Here is a 14,606-nt window from a genome sequence, read left to right as displayed (position 1 = left end):
TGCCTGATGACCATAGCGAGTCGGTCCCACCCCTTCCCATCCCGAACAGGACCGTGAAACGACTCTACGCCGATGATAGTGCGGATTCCCGTGTGAAAGTAGGTAATCGTCAGGCTCCCTAAGCCAGGAACCCCCGCCCGAAAGGCGGGGGTTTTTGCATTTCGGCGACGGAAATGCACGTCGGCGGCAATGTCAGTCGGTCTTCGTTTAGATAACCCGAGCTCCGAACGAAATGAGCGCGTTAATCGGCGTGTCCACGTAAAATTCGCGAATCCCCACCTCCGCATTCAAGACGATGAACGCCGCCACCCAGGTAGCCCGGGCCGTTTGCCCGCACGATTGTCCGGACACGTGCGCAATGCGCGTGACCGTCGAGAACGGGAAGGCGATCAAGGTAACGGGCGATCCCGATCATCCGCCGACGCAAGGTGTGTTGTGCACGAAGGTCAGCCGTTACGCCGACCGCGTCCATCATCCCGATCGTCTCACGGTTCCGCTCAAACGCGTCGGCCCGAAGGGCGAAGGGCGCTTCGAGCCGATCAGCTGGAGCGAGGCGTTCGACGAGATCGGCCGTCGCCTGGGTGAAATCGCCGCGCGCGCGCCGGAAGCGATCGTGCCGTACAGCTACGCCGGAACGATGGGGCTCGTGCAGGGCGAGGGCATCGCCCAACGGTTCTTCCACACGCTCGGCGCATCGCGGCTCGAGCGCGCGATCTGTGCGGCAGCAGGCGCGGCGGGGCTGCGATACACGTATGGCGGCAGTCTCGGCATGCACCTCGAGCACTTCGAGGAAAGCGAACTGATTCTGATATGGGGCGCGAATCCGATCGCGTCGAGCCTGCACTTCTGGACCCGCGCGCAGGAAGCGAAGCGCCGCGGTGCGCGTCTTGTCGCGATCGATCCCTATCGCTCGCTGACCGCGGAGAAGTGCCATCAGCACATTGCGCTGAAACCGGGTACCGATGGTGCATTTGCGCTCGGCATGATGCATGTGTTGATCACCGAAAATCTGCTCGATCACGACTACATCGCTGACCATACGCTGGGTTTTGACGCGCTCAAGGCGCGCGCCATGTCCTATCCGCCGGAGCGGGTCGCGCAGATCTGCGGCGTCGATGCGTCGGAGCTGATCGATCTTGCGCGTCGCTACGGCGCCACGCGAAAGGCATCGATCCGCCTCAACTACGGCATGCAGCGCGTTCGCGGCGGCGGCAATGCCGTGCGCGCGATTGCCAGCCTGCCGGCGCTGACGGGAGCGTGGCGCGACCGCGCGGGCGGGCTGTTGCTGTCGTCGTCGGAATCCGCACCGGTCAACCAGGCGGCGCTGCTGCGCCCGGATCTGATGCCGGGTTGGCCGCACAAGCTGCCGCGCATCATCAACATGAATGCGATCGGCGACGCGCTGCTGCACCCCGGCGATGCGACATTCGGGCCGAAAGTCGAAGCCGTGATCGTGTACAACTCGAATCCGGTGGCGGTCGCGCCGGATTCGTCGAAGGTCGCCGCTGGGTTTGCGCGTGACGATCTGTTTACGGTCGTTCTCGAGCATTTCAAGACAGATACCGTCGATTTCGCCGACATTGTGTTGCCGGCGACCACGCAGCTCGAGCATCTCGATATTCACAAATCGTATGGCCACACCTACGTGATGGCGAACCTGCCGTCGATTCCGCCGGTGGGCGAGGCGCGGCCGAACACGGAGATCTTCCGTGGCATCGCGCGCAGCATGAGGCTCGACGAGCTGGCGCTGTATCACACCGACGAAGAGGTCGCGCGTGCGGCGCTCCGCTGGGACGACCCGGCACTCGACAGCGACTGGGAAACGTTGAAGCGGGAAGGCTGGCTGAAGCTCAAGCTGCCGGAGGCGCCGTTCGCGAACGGCGGTTTCCGCACCCCGTCAGGCAAGTGCGAGTTCTACAGCCCGCGGCTCGAGCAGATGGGCATGGACCCCGTCCCGGACTACCTGCCGCCGTTCGAATCGGCCGAGGCCGCGCCCGAGCTTGCCGCGCGTTATCCGCTCGCGATGATCTCGCCGCCGGCCCGCCACTTCCTGAACAGCACGTTCGTGAACGTCGACAGCCTGCGTACGACGGAAGGCGAGCCGCACCTCGACATGCACCCGTCCGACGCCGAGGCGCGCGGCATCGCGGAGGGCGACGTCGTCCGCATCTTCAACGATCGCGGTTCGATGCAGGCGCTCGCACGGGTTACCGATCGCGCACGGGCGGGGCTCGTCGTCGGACTGTCGATCTGGTGGAAGAAACTGTCGCCCGACGGCAGGAACGCGAACGAGGTGACAAGCCAGGCGCTGACCGATCTCGGCAATTCGGCGACGTTTTACGATTGTCTTGTGGAAGTTGAACGAATTTGATCGAATATCGCGTTATGGTCGGACGAATATCCTCGGAAGTTCGAAGTGGACATCTAACCCTGTTGTCTCGGGGCGGGGGAGCCGTTACGATGCGTTTTAGCACGACCATTCGAAAATCTGTGAGGAGACGCGCGGCATGGACAAAATTTGGCTGAAATCGTACCCACCCGGCGTTCCAGCCGAAATTGACGCGTCTCCCTATCCTTCTGTCCCGGACCTGCTCGACGAAAGCTTCCGGCAGTATCGCGATCGCACGGCGTTCGTCTGCATGGGCAAGGGCATCACGTACGGTGAACTCGACAAGCTGTCGCGGCAGTTCGGCGCGTGGCTGCAATCCCGTGGCCTCGCACGCGGCGCGCGGGTCGCGATCATGATGCCGAACGTGCTCCAGTATCCGGTGACGATCGCCGCGGTACTGCGGGCCGGTTACACCGTCGTCAACGTCAACCCGCTTTATACGCCGCGCGAGCTCGAGCACCAGTTGAAGGACAGCGGCGCGGAAGCGATCGTCATCCTCGAGAATTTCGCGTCGACGCTGCAGTCCGTCATCGCCAATACGGCCGTCAAGCATGTGGTCGTCGCATCGATGGGCGACCTGCTGGGCATCAAGGGGTGGCTCGTCAATTACGTGGTGCGCAACGTGAAGAAGATGGTGCCTGCATGGCAGCTGCCGTCGTTCACGCGCTTCAAGGCCGCGCTGTCGGAAGGCGCGCGGCAGGCGTTCAAGCCGCAGAAGATCGGCCCCGACGACGTCGCGTTCCTGCAATACACGGGTGGGACGACCGGCGTCGCGAAGGGCGCGACGCTGTTGCACCGGAACATCGTGTCGAACGTGCTGCAGGCCGGCGCCTGGCACCATCCGGCACACGAGAAATACCCGGAGGTGAAACAGTTCGTGACGGTCGTCGCGCTGCCGCTGTACCACGTGTTCGCACTGACCGTCTGCGGTTTCCTGACGATGCGCACGGGCGGCATGGGAGTCCTGATCCCGAACCCGCGCGACATCGCCGGCATGATCAAGGAGCTGAAGGGCTATCAGATCTCGACGATTCCGGCGGTCAATACGCTGTACAACGCGCTGCTGAACCATCCCGAATTCAGTCAGCTCGACCTGTCGAAGCTCGTGATCGCCAACGGCGGCGGCATGGCGATCCAGGAAGGGGTCGCGAAGCGCTGGTATGAAAAGACCCATACCGCGATCATCGAAGGATACGGGCTGTCCGAAACGTCGCCGGTGGCGACCTGCAATCCCGTGACGGCGACCGAATACAGCGGGACGATCGGTTTGCCGCTGCCGTCGACCGAGGTGGCGATCCGCGACGATGCCGGCAATGACGTGGCGCTCGGCGAACCCGGCGAGATCTGCATCCGCGGGCCGCAGGTGATGGCGGGCTACTGGAACCGGCCCGACGAGACCGCGAAGGTCATGTTCCCGGACGGGTTCTTCAAGACGGGCGACGTCGGCGTGATGGACGCGCGCGGTTACGTGAAGATCGTCGACCGGAAGAAGGACATGATCCTCGTGTCGGGCTTCAACGTGTATCCGAACGAAGTCGAGGACGTGGTGGCGTCGCATCCGGGCGTGTTCGAGGTGGCGGCGGTCGGCGTGCCCGACGAGCATTCCGGCGAGGCCGTGAAGCTGTTCGTCGTGAAGAAGGATCCGGCGCTCACCGACAAGGACATCCTGGCCTACTGCAAGGAGCGGCTCACCGGCTACAAGCGGCCGAAGCTGGTCGAATTCCGTACGGAGCTGCCGAAAACGAACGTCGGCAAGATCTTGCGGCGCGAGTTGCGCGACGGACGCGCGTAAGTCGCGGCGAGGTTGAGCGAAAAAGCCCGGCAGACGCCGGGCTTTTTTGTTTGCGGATGACGCGGATCGGAACCAGCCGCTTTCCGCGGCGGGCCGGCGGCCCATCGCATCGTCGATTGTGCCGACACGACCGGCGCACATGGCGCGCCGGTGGCGCTTTTCACCGTGATTGGCCGGCGGATTTCTGGCGCGCCGGTCCAGCATGGTCGCCGCCGGGGAAAAGAAAAAGGCGCCCGAAGGCGCCTTCAATATGCTGCGGCTTGTCAGGCAAGCTGATTAGAACTTGTGACGGATACCGACGCGCGCTGCGACCTGGTTGGCGGAGCTCGAACCTGCGAGACCGTTGATCGCCGCGGTTGCCTTCAGGACGTTGCCGTTCGCGTCGAGCACGTTGCCCGAAGCGTGTTGGTACACGCCGATTGCGTAGACGTCCGTGCGCTTCGACAGGAAGTAGTCGACGCCCAGCGAGCCTTGGTGGTACTTGGCTGCCGAGTTGCCGTCGATCTTGCTGCCTTGCGTGTAGTCGTACGCCGCGCCGAGAATCAGCGCCGGGGTCAGCTGATACTTGAAGTTGATTTCGCCGTTGTTGAACGTCGCGGTCTGGTTCACGAACGGGCCTGCCGAGAAGCCCTTGAACTTCGTGTTCGAGTACGTCGCGCCGATCGTTGCCGCGCCGAACGTGTAGGCGCCGCCTGCACCGATGACCTGGTACGTGTTCGCGTTGTTCGCGTACGCGCCGTAGATCGGCGACGAAACCGACGACGATGCGGAGCCGTTGTTGAACATGCCGCCGAACTGGTTCGGCGTACGTGCGTTCAAGTAACCGACGCCGAGGACCAGCGGGCCGTTGTTGTAGCCTGCGCCGAGCGACCAGACCTGGTTCTTCGAGAACTGGCCTGCCTGGCCGCCGAAGCTGTACAGGCCGCCGAACGTGATGCCGCCGTAGCTCTGGCTCGTGAACTTGACCGCGTTGTTCACGCGATAGGCGTTGTTGAAGTTGTCCAGGTCGCCCGGGTGAGCGGCGATGTAGCCGCCCCACTGGTCGCCTGCCTCGAGCGGGCCGACGAAGTCGACGACGGAGTCGTACTGACGACCCAGCGTGACCGTGCCGTACTGGCTCGACAGGCCGACGTAGGCCTGACGACCGAACATCAGGCCGCCCTGACCGAGCTTGCCGCTGTTCACGTCGAAACCGTTTTCGAGGGTGAAGATTGCCTTCAGGCCGCCACCGAGGTCTTCGGTGCCGCGCAGGCCGAAGCGGCTGCCTTGCATCACGCCGCTGGCCATGCTGTACAGGTGCTTGCCGCCTGCATTGTTGTTGAAGAGCAGGCCTTCATCGATGATGCCGTAAAGCGTCACGCTGCTTTGCGCTTGAGCAGCGCCAGCGAACGCGCCCAGCGCGACGAGCGCGAGAAGCGACTTTTTCATTAACGGATCTCCAAGAATCACTGAATTTTTTTGGCGGGGCAGATAGTTATGTTCTGTTGACGGGCCCCATCAACTTCGCAAGAAGTCGGACGTAATGTAGCAAAACCGTTTTTTGCCACAAAGCGAAATGCCGTGGCGCAAGGCCGCCATGTTTCCTTTATGCAACAATGGTTAAAATCACGGGTTAACCGCAATTTCCGCTGAATAATCAAGTCGGTTACGCAGCGGACTCGTGCCCTTGCCGCTCCGGCGGCACCTGCAGCCAGGAGAACAGGAACGTGTTGGATGAACTGATCAGCGAATTCGATCGCGGCTTGCGATCGCTGACCGGCATTAGCCGGATGAGCCGCCCGGTGCCCACGCCGGCCGAGGCGCCCGACGTCGAGCTGACGCCGGCCGAACGGACGCATGCCGCCGGGCTGATGCGCGTGAACCACGTCGGCGAGGTCTGCGCGCAGGCGCTCTACCAGGCGCAGAAGCTCACCGCGCGCACGGCGTCGGCGAAGGCGATGTTCGAGGAGGCCGCGCGCGAGGAAGAGGATCACCTCGCGTGGACCGCGCACCGCCTGAAGGAACTCGACTCGCGCCCGAGCCTGCTGAATCCGCTGTGGTATGCCGGCGCGCTTGCGATCGGCGTCGCGGCCGGCACGCTCGGCGACAAGGTCAGCCTCGGCTTCATGGCCGAGACGGAGCGGCAGGTCGAGAATCATCTCGAAGGCCATATGTCCGAGCTGCCCGCGACCGACGCGGCGTCGCGCGCGATCGTCGACCAGATGCGGATCGACGAGGTGAAGCACGGCAAGGCCGCGACCGACGCAGGCGGGATCGAGTTGCCGCTGCCCGCGCGGATGCTGATGCGCGCCGCGTCGAAAGTCATGACGAGCACTGCGTACTATCTCTGAGAATTGCGCCGGGGCGACGCGTGACGCCGCCCTGGTTCACCGCCCCCGATACCGCCCGCCGACTCCTCGTTTTCCCGCCCCCGAAAGCCCCGTCCGCACGCCTGTCTGGCCCGTCTTTCTCACGTATCACCTTCACAAGTTGCACTAGCTCATTCATTTATAACGGTTTTTGGTATGAGGGGCCGCATGAGCATGTGCGCGTAAGTCCTTGTTCTAACTAACAAAATTCGTCAAAAAAGCGGGCCGCTCCCTTGACCGTGCCACACCCTTCCTCTAAAGTGGGAGACAGTGTGAGAAAGTGTATTTTTGTGTGATTTAGCGGGCTATTCCGGCTAAATTCTCAGCATTGAGCGGGTGCTTCGGTGCCCTGAACGGGAGAGCGGAAAGTGTTCCAAGGGGCGTCGGCGCTGACGCTCGATGCGAAAGGGCGGATGTCGGTGCCGGCTCGCTATCGCGAAGCGCTGCAAGGACAGGCAGAAGGACGGGTGACTGTGACCAAGCACCCGGACGGCTGCCTGTTGCTGTTTCCGCGCCCCGAATGGGAAGTATTCCGCGCCAAGATCGCCGCGCTGCCGATGGACGCGCACTGGTGGCGGCGCATTTTTCTCGGCAATGCGATGGACGTCGATCTCGACAGCGCGGGCCGGATTCTCGTATCGCCCGAGCTGCGCATGGCAGCCGGACTGGAAAAGGAAGTCATGTTGTTGGGAATGGGTAGTCACTTCGAGCTGTGGGATTCGCAAACCTACAACGCGAAGGAGCAGGCAGCGATGGCGCAGGGCATGCCCGACGCGCTGAAGAATTTCACGTTCTGATTGCGGTGACGGAGACGCCCGCGATGGGAAATGAATTGCGGCATCGGACGGTGCTGTTGGATGAGGCGGTCGAGTCGCTCGTGACGCGGCCGGACGGCGTGTACGTCGACGGTACGTTCGGGCGGGGCGGGCATAGCCGCGCGGTGCTCGCGCGGCTCGCGCCGGCCGGGCGGCTGATCGCGTTCGACAAGGACCCGAGGGCGATCGAGACGGCGCAGGGCATCGAGGATGCGCGCTTCTCGATCGTGCATGACAGCTTTGCATCGATGCGCGACGCGCTTGCGGCGCGCGGCGTCGAGAAGGTGGCGGGTGTGTTGCTGGACCTGGGCGTGTCCTCGCCGCAGGTGGACGATCCGGCGCGCGGCTTCAGCTTCCGCGCCGATGGTCCGCTGGACATGCGAATGGATCCGACGCGTGGCGAGTCGGCGGCCGAATGGCTCGCGCGGGCTTCGGTGCAGGAATTGACGGAGGTGATACGGGATTATGGGGAAGAACGGTTTGCTTTTCAGATTGCAAAGGCGCTTGTTGCTCGCCGGGCAGAGTCCGACCGTCTTGGGCCTCTCGACACCACGGGCGAGCTTGCCCAAATCGTGGGTCACGTCGTCAAAACCCGTGAGAAGGGCAAGGATCCGGCAACCCGCACCTTTCAGGCTATACGGATTCACGTCAATCAAGAGCTTGCGGACCTGCAAGTCGTACTAGACGCGGCACTGTCGTTGCTGGAGCAAGGGGGGCGGCTGGTGGTGATCAGCTTTCATTCACTCGAGGACCGGATCGTCAAGCGATTCATGCAGGCGCACGCCAGTGCGCCTGCGGTCGATCGTCGCCTGCCGATCCGCGCCGTCGACCTCCCGAGCCCGCCGCTCAAGATCATCAGCCGTCAGTTTCCGAGTGAAGCGGAAGTCGCCGCGAATCCGCGCGCCCGCTCCGCCGTGATGCGCATTGCGGAGCGCGTCACGCCATGAGCCGCTTCAATATCTTCCTGCTGATCATCGTGATGGGTTGCGCGCTGTCGGTCGTCAACTCGACGAACCAGCAGCGGCAGATCTTCATCCAGCTGCAGCGCGCGCAGTCGCAGGAGCGCCAGCTCCAGCAGGACTACGCGCAGCTTCAATATCAGCAGAGCGCGCTGTCGAAGACGTCGCGCATCGAGCAACTCGCGAACGATTCGCTGAAGATGCAGGCGATCTCGACCGGCCGCACGCAATACCTGACGCTGCCGCCGGGCGCGGCGAAGGCGATCGACGCGCCGATCCCGGCGTCGGCCGACACGGCAGGCAAGGGCAAGGGGGGCGCGCGATGAAGCCGTCCCAGAAACGCCAGAACGTGAAGTTCTCGTCGAGCCCCGTGCTGGGCGTGCACCTGCCGATGTGGCGCTCGAAGTTCGTCGTGTTCCTGCTGTTCATGGCGTTCGTCGCGCTGGCCGCGCGGGCGTTCTGGATCCAGGGGCCCGGCAACGCGTTCTATCAGAAGCAGGGCGAAAGCCGCTACCAGCGCACGCTCGAGCTGCCCGCGACGCGCGGCAAGATCCTCGACCGTAACGGGCTCGTGCTCGCGACGAGCCTGCCAGTGCGCGCGATCTGGGCGATTCCCGACGCGGTGCCGGACGATCTCGACGCCGACAAGATCAACCAGCTCGGCAAGCTCCTCGGCATGACGCCGAAGGAACTGCGCGTGAAGCTGTCGGAAGACAAGGGTTTCGTCTACGTGAAGCGCCAGGTGCCGCTCGACGTCGCGGACAAGGTCGCCGCGCTCGACATTCCCGGCATCTACCAGCGCAACGAATACAAGCGCTTCTATCCGGAAGGCGAGATCACCGCTCACCTGATCGGCTTCACGAACGTCGAGGACGAAGGGCAGGAAGGCGTCGAGCTCGGCGACCAGAAGTTGCTGTCCGGCACGTCGGGCGTGCGGCGCGTGATCAAGGACCGGATGGGGCACATCGTCGAGGACGTCGCCGAGCAGATCCCGCCGCACAACGGGACCGACGTCGACCTGTCGATCGACAGCAAGATCCAGTACATCGCGTACGCGAACCTGAAGGCCGCCGTCGAGAAGTTCAAGGCGAAGGCCGGCGCGGCGATGGTCGTCGACGTGCGTACCGGCGAAGTGCTCGCGCTCGTCAACTACCCGACGTACAACCCGAACGACCGCTCGCGCATGACGGGCGAGCAACTGCGCAACCGGATCATGACCGACGTGTTCGAGCCGGGCTCGATCATGAAGCCATTCACGGTGTCGCTCGCGCTCGACCTGCACCGCGTGACGCCGAACACGCTCGTCGAAACGGGCAACGGGCATTTCGTGCTCGACGGCGCGCCGATCACCGATGACGCGGGTTTCGGCACGCTGACGGTCGGCGGCGTGATCCAGAAGTCGAGCAACATCGGCGCGACGAAGATCGCGATGACGATGCGGCCCGAGGAAATGTGGAATATGTATACGAGCATCGGCCTCGGCCAGGCGCCGAAGGTCGGGTTCCCGGGCGCGGTGGCCGGCCGCCTGCGTCCGTGGAAGAGCTGGCGCCGCATCGAGCAGGCGACGATGTCGTACGGCTACGGCCTGTCGGTGTCGCTGTTCCAGCTCGCACGCGCCTACACGGCGATCGCGCACGACGGCGAGCTGATGCCCGTGACCATTTTCAAGACCGACCCCAATCAGCCGATCACGGGCACGCAGGTGTTCAACCCGACCACCGCGCGCGAAGTGCGCGCGATGCTCGAGACGGTGGTCGCGCCGGGCGGCACGTCGCCGGATGCGGCCGTGCCGGGCTATCGCGTCGGCGGCAAGAGCGGTACCGCGTACAAGCATGAAGGGCACGGCTACACGCGCAAATACCGTGCGTCGTTCGTCGGGATGGCGCCGATGCCGAATCCGCGCATCGTCGTCGCGGTGTCGGTCGACGAGCCGACCGCCGGCAGCCACTTCGGCGGCCAGGTGTCCGGCCCCGTATTCTCGGCGATCGCCGGCGACACGATGCGTGCGTTGAACGTCCCGCCGAACATGCCGATCAAGCAACTCGTCGTGTCTGACGATTCGCCGGCAGCGCCGAGCGCAACGGGGCCGCAAAAGCTGGCCGCGGGGAGCGGTGCGAAGCATATGATCGTGTCCAGCACGACGCGTAATTCACCAGGAGTTGTTCGATGAGCGCCGCCCGCAGTTCCCATCCGGCGCATCAGCAGATCGCAGCCGCGCTTGCGTGGCTGCGTCAGCATGTGGCCCCCGCGGCGCAACTGCATGCCGACACACGCAGTCTCAAGGCTGGCGACGTGTTCGTCGCGTATGCGGTCGACGGGGCAGACAATCGCGCCTTCATTGCCAACGCCGTCGCCCAAGGTGCGGCCGCCGTGCTGTATCAGCCGGAAGGGCTGGCCGCCGCGCCGGCCGTACCCGTCGCGCTCGCGGTGCCGGCGCTCGACCAGCTCGCCGGCGAGATCGCCAGCGGCTGGTACGGCGATCCGAGCGACAGCCTGCTCGCGGTCGGCGTCACGGGCACGAACGGCAAGACGTCGTGCACGCAATGGCTCGCTGTCGCGCTGACGGCGTTGCACCAGCCGTGCGCGGTGATCGGCACGCTCGGCAGCGGGATGCCCGGCCAGCTCGTGCCGACCGGCTTCACGACGCCCGACGCGCCGCAACTGCAGCGCAGCCTCGCGCAGTTGCGCGACGCCGGTGCGAAGGCGGTGGCGATGGAAGTGTCGTCGCACGCGTTGCATCAGGGCCGCGTGAACGGCACGGCCTTCGATATCGCGGTATTTACGAACCTTACGCAAGATCACCTCGACTATCACGGCACGTTCGATGCGTACGAAGCCGCGAAGGCGAAGCTGTTCGCGTGGCGCGGCCTGCGCGCGGCGGTGATCAATCGCGACGACGCAGCCGGCCGGCGCCTGCTCGAGAAGCTGGCCGGCCGCGTGCGCACGATCGCGTACGGGATCGGCGACGCGGCGGCACCCGACGCCGATCGCGAGCTGGTCGCGCTCGACGTGCGTGCGACCGCCACCGGCACCGCATTCCGCCTGCGTTCGTCGTGGGGCGACGCGGACGTCGAGGTCGGCACGCTCGGCACCTTCAACGTCAGCAACCTGCTTGCCGTACTCGGCTCGCTGCTCGCGGCCGATGTGCCGTTCGACGCGGCGCTCGCCGAGATCGAGCGGCTCGAGTCGGTCAACGGCCGGATGCAGCGGCTCGGCGGCCGGCTGCAGAACGACGAACCGCTCGTCGTGATCGACTACGCGCACACGCCCGACGCGCTCGAAAAGACGCTCGACGCGTTGCGCCCGATCGCCACGGCGCGCGGTGGCCGGCTCGTCTGCATGTTCGGCTGCGGCGGCGATCGCGACGCAACGAAGCGCCCGCTGATGGGCGCGATCGCGGAGCGGCTCGCCGACGAGACCGTCGTCACGAGCGACAACCCGCGCAGCGAGGATCCGCAGCGCATCATCGACCAGATCGTCGCGGGCATGACCGCACCCGATCACGCACGCCGCATCGAGGATCGCGCGAGCGCGATCCTGCAGGCCGTGCGCGGCGCCGCACGCGAGGATGTCGTCGTGCTGGCCGGCAAGGGCCACGAGGCCACGCAGGAAATCATGGGCAAGAAGCGTACGTTCTCCGATCAGGATCACGCGCGGCTCGCGCTGGCGGCGCGCGCGACGCACGGCAAGGGAGGCGGCGAATGACGATGCTCAGTCTCGGCGAAGCCGCCCGCCTGATTCCCGGCGCCACCGTCCACGGCGACGCGGGCGTCACGTTCGACCGCGTGTCGACGGACAGCCGCACGGCCGGGCCGGGCGACCTGTTCGTCGCGCTGAAGGGCGAGCGCTTCGACGCGCACGACTTCCTCGGCGACGTCGCCGCGCGCGGTGCCGCCGCGGCACTCGTCGTGCACGTGCCGGCGGGCGTCACGATGCCGGCGATCGTGGGCGGCGAAACGCGTGCCGCGCTCGGCGCGCTCGCGCACGGCTGGCGCATGCGATTCCCGCTGCCGCTCGTCGCGGTGACGGGCAGCAACGGCAAGACGACGGTCAAGGAAATGATCGCGTCGATCTTCGCGGCGGCGGTCGGCGCCGACGCGCGACTCGCGACGGCCGGCAACCTGAACAACGATGTCGGCCTGCCGCTGACGCTGTTGCGCCTGTCGGCCGCCCATCGTCTCGCGGTGATCGAGATCGGGATGAACCATCCGGGCGAGACCGAAGTCCTCGCGCGCCTCACGGCGCCGACGGTCGCGCTCGTCAACAACGCGCAGCGCGAGCACCAGGAATTCATGTCGACGGTCGAAGCCGTCGCGCTCGAACACGCGGCCGTGATTCACGCGCTGCCGCCGGACGGCGTCGCGGTGTTCCCGGCCGACGACGCGTACGCGGGCATCTGGCGCGTCGCGGCGACCGGCAACCGGATCCTCGATTTCGCGCTGCACGACGCCGAACGGCAGAACGACGCGCAGGTCGTCGGCCGTCTGCACGGCGGCGAACTCGCGATCGACACGCCGGCGGGTGCCGTCACGGTGCGGCTGCGCGCGCTCGGCGAGCACAATGCACGCAACGCGCTGGCCGCGACGGCCGCGGCGCTCGGCGCCGGCGTCTCGCTGTCGGCGATCCGGCAGGGCCTCGAATCGTTCGAACCGGTCAAGGGCCGGCTGCAGGTGAAGCAGGCGATTGCCGGGAGCCTCGCGGGTGCGACGGTCGTCGACGATACGTACAACGCGAACCCCGATTCGATGCGCGCGGCGATCGACGTGCTCGCCGCGCAATCGGGGCCGCGCGTGCTGGTGATCGGCGACATGGGCGAGGTTGGCGAAGAAGGGCCGGCTTTCCACCGCGAGATCGGCGCCTATGCGCGCGATCGCGGGATCGATGCGCTGTTCGCGCTCGGCGACGCGTCGCGCGACGCGTGCACGGCGTACGGCGACACGGCCCGCCATTTCGATGACGTCGGCGCGCTCGTGTCGGCGCTGCTCGCGGCCGGATACGGCGCACCGGCGACGGTGCTGGTGAAGGGCTCGCGGTACATGAAGATGGAGCGCGTGGTCGACGCGCTGACGAACCAACCCGCGGCGGGCACGGCGCCCGCCGCACACTGAGTAGAAGGAAGGAAGCATGCTGCTGGCGCTGGCGCAATGGCTGCAAGGAGACGCAAGCTTTTTGCGCTTGTTCACGTACCTCACGTTCCGTGCGGTGATGGCCACCATCACCGCGCTCGGGATCGGGCTCGTGTGCGGACCGTGGGTGATCCGCAAGCTGACGCAAATGAAGGTCGGGCAGGCCGTGCGCAAGGACGGCCCGCAGACCCACCTCGTCAAGTCCGGCACGCCGACGATGGGCGGCGTGCTGATCCTGATCGGCATCGCGGTCGCGACGCTGCTGTGGGGCGACCTGACGAACCGTTTCATCTGGATCGTGATGCTCGTCACGTTCGGCTTCGGCGTGATCGGCTGGGTCGACGATTACCGCAAGGTCGTCCACAAGGACCCGCGCGGGATGTCGTCGCGCGAGAAGTATTTCTGGCAATCGGTGATCGGGCTGTTCGCGGCCGTCTACCTGGCCTTCAGCGTGTCCGAGGCGAACAACGTGCGCGTGTTCGACCTGTTCATGGCATGGGTGAGGAGCGGCCTGTCGATGGGGCTGCCCGCACGTGCCGACCTGATGCTGCCGTTCCTGAAATCGATCAGCTACCCGCTCGGCGTGTGGGGCTTCATCGTGCTGACCTACTTCGTGATCGTCGGCGCGAGCAACGCGGTGAACCTGACCGACGGCCTCGACGGCCTCGTGATCATGCCGGTCGTGCTGGTCGGCGCGTCGCTGGGTGTGTTCGCGTACGTGATGGGCAGCGCGGTCTATTCAAAATACCTGCTGTTCCCGCACATCCCGGGCGCGGGCGAGCTGCTGATCTTCTGCTCCGCGATGGGCGGGGCAGGGCTCGCGTTCCTCTGGTACAACACGCACCCCGCGCAGGTGTTCATGGGCGACGTCGGCGCGCTGGCGCTCGGCGGCGCGCTCGGCACGGTCGCGGTGATCGTGCGCCAGGAAATCGTGCTGTTCATCATGGGCGGCATCTTCGTCGCGGAAACGCTGTCGGTGATGCTGCAGGTTTCGTGGTTCAAGTACACGAAGAAGCGTTACGGCGAAGGGCGGCGCCTGCTGAAGATGGCGCCGCTGCATCACCATTTCGAATTGTCCGGCTGGAAGGAAACGCAGGTGGTCGTGCGTTTCTGGATCATCACGCTGATGCTGTGCCTGTTTGGTCTGACCACCCTCAAGCTGCGGTAAAGGAAAGGT

Annotated in this window: 11 protein-coding genes and 1 rRNA gene; 11 read left to right on the top strand and 1 reads right to left on the bottom strand. The window is 65.4% G+C overall.

Going from position 1 to position 14,606, the window contains the following annotated elements; genetic code table 11:
• The first annotated feature begins 2 nt into the window (after window positions 1-2).
• The 3 genes from rrf (at window position 3) to G3N62_RS21350 (ending at window position 4,181) form a co-directional block, all read left to right on the top strand.
• A 5S ribosomal RNA gene (gene rrf, locus G3N62_RS21360) occupies window positions 3-115 on the top strand.
• 180 nt (window positions 116-295) lie between these two features.
• Window positions 296-2,371 (top strand): molybdopterin oxidoreductase family protein, encoded by a 2,076-nt coding sequence (locus tag G3N62_RS21355; protein WP_124670802.1) that lies wholly within the window; start codon window positions 296-298, stop codon window positions 2,369-2,371.
• Window positions 2,372-2,507: 136 nt separating this feature from the next.
• A complete protein-coding gene (locus G3N62_RS21350; RefSeq protein ID WP_034186344.1) occupies window positions 2,508-4,181 on the top strand; it encodes a long-chain fatty acid--CoA ligase in 1,674 nt (557 codons plus the stop codon).
• Between the two features lie 276 nt (window positions 4,182-4,457).
• Here the strand turns inward: G3N62_RS21350 and G3N62_RS21345 are convergent, their stop codons facing one another.
• On the bottom strand, window positions 4,458-5,609 hold the full coding sequence (locus G3N62_RS21345; RefSeq protein ID WP_034186345.1) for a porin: 1,152 nt from the start codon (window positions 5,607-5,609) through the stop codon (window positions 4,458-4,460).
• A gap of 278 nt (window positions 5,610-5,887) precedes the next feature.
• Here G3N62_RS21345 and coq7 point away from each other — a divergent pair, with 278 nt between their 5' ends.
• The 8 genes from coq7 to mraY all read left to right on the top strand — a co-directional run bounded on the left by coq7 (window position 5,888) and on the right by mraY (window position 14,597).
• A complete protein-coding gene (coq7, locus tag G3N62_RS21340) occupies window positions 5,888-6,511 on the top strand; it encodes a 2-polyprenyl-3-methyl-6-methoxy-1,4-benzoquinone monooxygenase (RefSeq protein ID WP_034186346.1) in 624 nt (207 codons plus the stop codon).
• Between the two features lie 386 nt (window positions 6,512-6,897).
• Window positions 6,898-7,326 carry a division/cell wall cluster transcriptional repressor MraZ gene (mraZ, locus tag G3N62_RS21335; RefSeq protein WP_006487094.1) on the top strand — a complete coding sequence of 143 codons (429 nt, stop codon included), beginning with the start codon at window positions 6,898-6,900 and terminating at the stop codon, window positions 7,324-7,326.
• 23 nt (window positions 7,327-7,349) lie between these two features.
• Window positions 7,350-8,291: a 16S rRNA (cytosine(1402)-N(4))-methyltransferase RsmH gene (gene rsmH / locus G3N62_RS21330; protein WP_034186443.1), complete on the top strand. Its 942-nt coding sequence runs from the start codon at window positions 7,350-7,352 to the stop codon at window positions 8,289-8,291.
• A complete protein-coding gene (ftsL, locus tag G3N62_RS21325; protein ID WP_034186347.1) occupies window positions 8,288-8,629 on the top strand; it encodes a cell division protein FtsL in 342 nt (113 codons plus the stop codon). The genes rsmH and ftsL overlap by 4 nt, the downstream gene beginning before the upstream one ends.
• Window positions 8,626-10,473 carry a penicillin-binding protein 2 gene (locus tag G3N62_RS21320; protein WP_034186348.1) on the top strand — a complete coding sequence of 616 codons (1,848 nt, stop codon included), beginning with the start codon at window positions 8,626-8,628 and terminating at the stop codon, window positions 10,471-10,473. Before ftsL ends, G3N62_RS21320 begins: the two co-directional genes overlap by 4 nt.
• Complete coding sequence (locus G3N62_RS21315) at window positions 10,470-12,008, top strand: UDP-N-acetylmuramoyl-L-alanyl-D-glutamate--2,6-diaminopimelate ligase (protein WP_059558080.1); 1,539 nt, start codon at window positions 10,470-10,472, stop codon at window positions 12,006-12,008. The genes G3N62_RS21320 and G3N62_RS21315 overlap by 4 nt, the downstream gene beginning before the upstream one ends.
• A complete protein-coding gene (gene murF, locus G3N62_RS21310) occupies window positions 12,005-13,411 on the top strand; it encodes a UDP-N-acetylmuramoyl-tripeptide--D-alanyl-D-alanine ligase (protein WP_034186350.1) in 1,407 nt (468 codons plus the stop codon). The genes G3N62_RS21315 and murF overlap by 4 nt, the downstream gene beginning before the upstream one ends.
• A 16-nt stretch (window positions 13,412-13,427) precedes the next feature.
• The gene (mraY, locus tag G3N62_RS21305; RefSeq protein WP_006477019.1) at window positions 13,428-14,597 is read left to right on the top strand and encodes a phospho-N-acetylmuramoyl-pentapeptide-transferase; all 1,170 of its coding nucleotides are present in this window, start codon (window positions 13,428-13,430) and stop codon (window positions 14,595-14,597) included.
• Window positions 14,598-14,606: the final 9 nt, after the last annotated feature.

The organism is Burkholderia sp. Tr-20355 (genome assembly GCF_017104685.1).
Lineage (GTDB): Bacteria > Pseudomonadota > Gammaproteobacteria > Burkholderiales > Burkholderiaceae > Burkholderia > Burkholderia seminalis.
The sequence above is the reverse complement of the archived record's forward strand: the minus strand, read 5'-3'. Positions and strand labels throughout refer to the sequence as shown.

Bases quoted from the DNA above. Each gene is read 5' to 3' on its own strand.
- G3N62_RS21355 (WP_124670802.1), top strand. From the start codon at position 296: ATGAACGCCGCCACCCAGGTAGCCCGGGCCGTTTGCCCGCACGATTGT.
- G3N62_RS21350 (WP_034186344.1), top strand. From the start codon at position 2,508: ATGGACAAAATTTGGCTGAAATCGTACCCACCCGGCGTTCCAGCCGAA.
- G3N62_RS21345 (WP_034186345.1), bottom strand. From the start codon at position 5,609: ATGAAAAAGTCGCTTCTCGCGCTCGTCGCGCTGGGCGCGTTCGCTGGC.
- rsmH (WP_034186443.1), top strand. From the start codon at position 7,350: ATGGGAAATGAATTGCGGCATCGGACGGTGCTGTTGGATGAGGCGGTC.
- ftsL (WP_034186347.1), top strand. From the start codon at position 8,288: ATGAGCCGCTTCAATATCTTCCTGCTGATCATCGTGATGGGTTGCGCG.
- G3N62_RS21320 (WP_034186348.1), top strand. From the start codon at position 8,626: ATGAAGCCGTCCCAGAAACGCCAGAACGTGAAGTTCTCGTCGAGCCCC.
- G3N62_RS21315 (WP_059558080.1), top strand. From the start codon at position 10,470: ATGAGCGCCGCCCGCAGTTCCCATCCGGCGCATCAGCAGATCGCAGCC.
- murF (WP_034186350.1), top strand. From the start codon at position 12,005: ATGACGATGCTCAGTCTCGGCGAAGCCGCCCGCCTGATTCCCGGCGCC.
- mraY (WP_006477019.1), top strand. From the start codon at position 13,428: ATGCTGCTGGCGCTGGCGCAATGGCTGCAAGGAGACGCAAGCTTTTTG.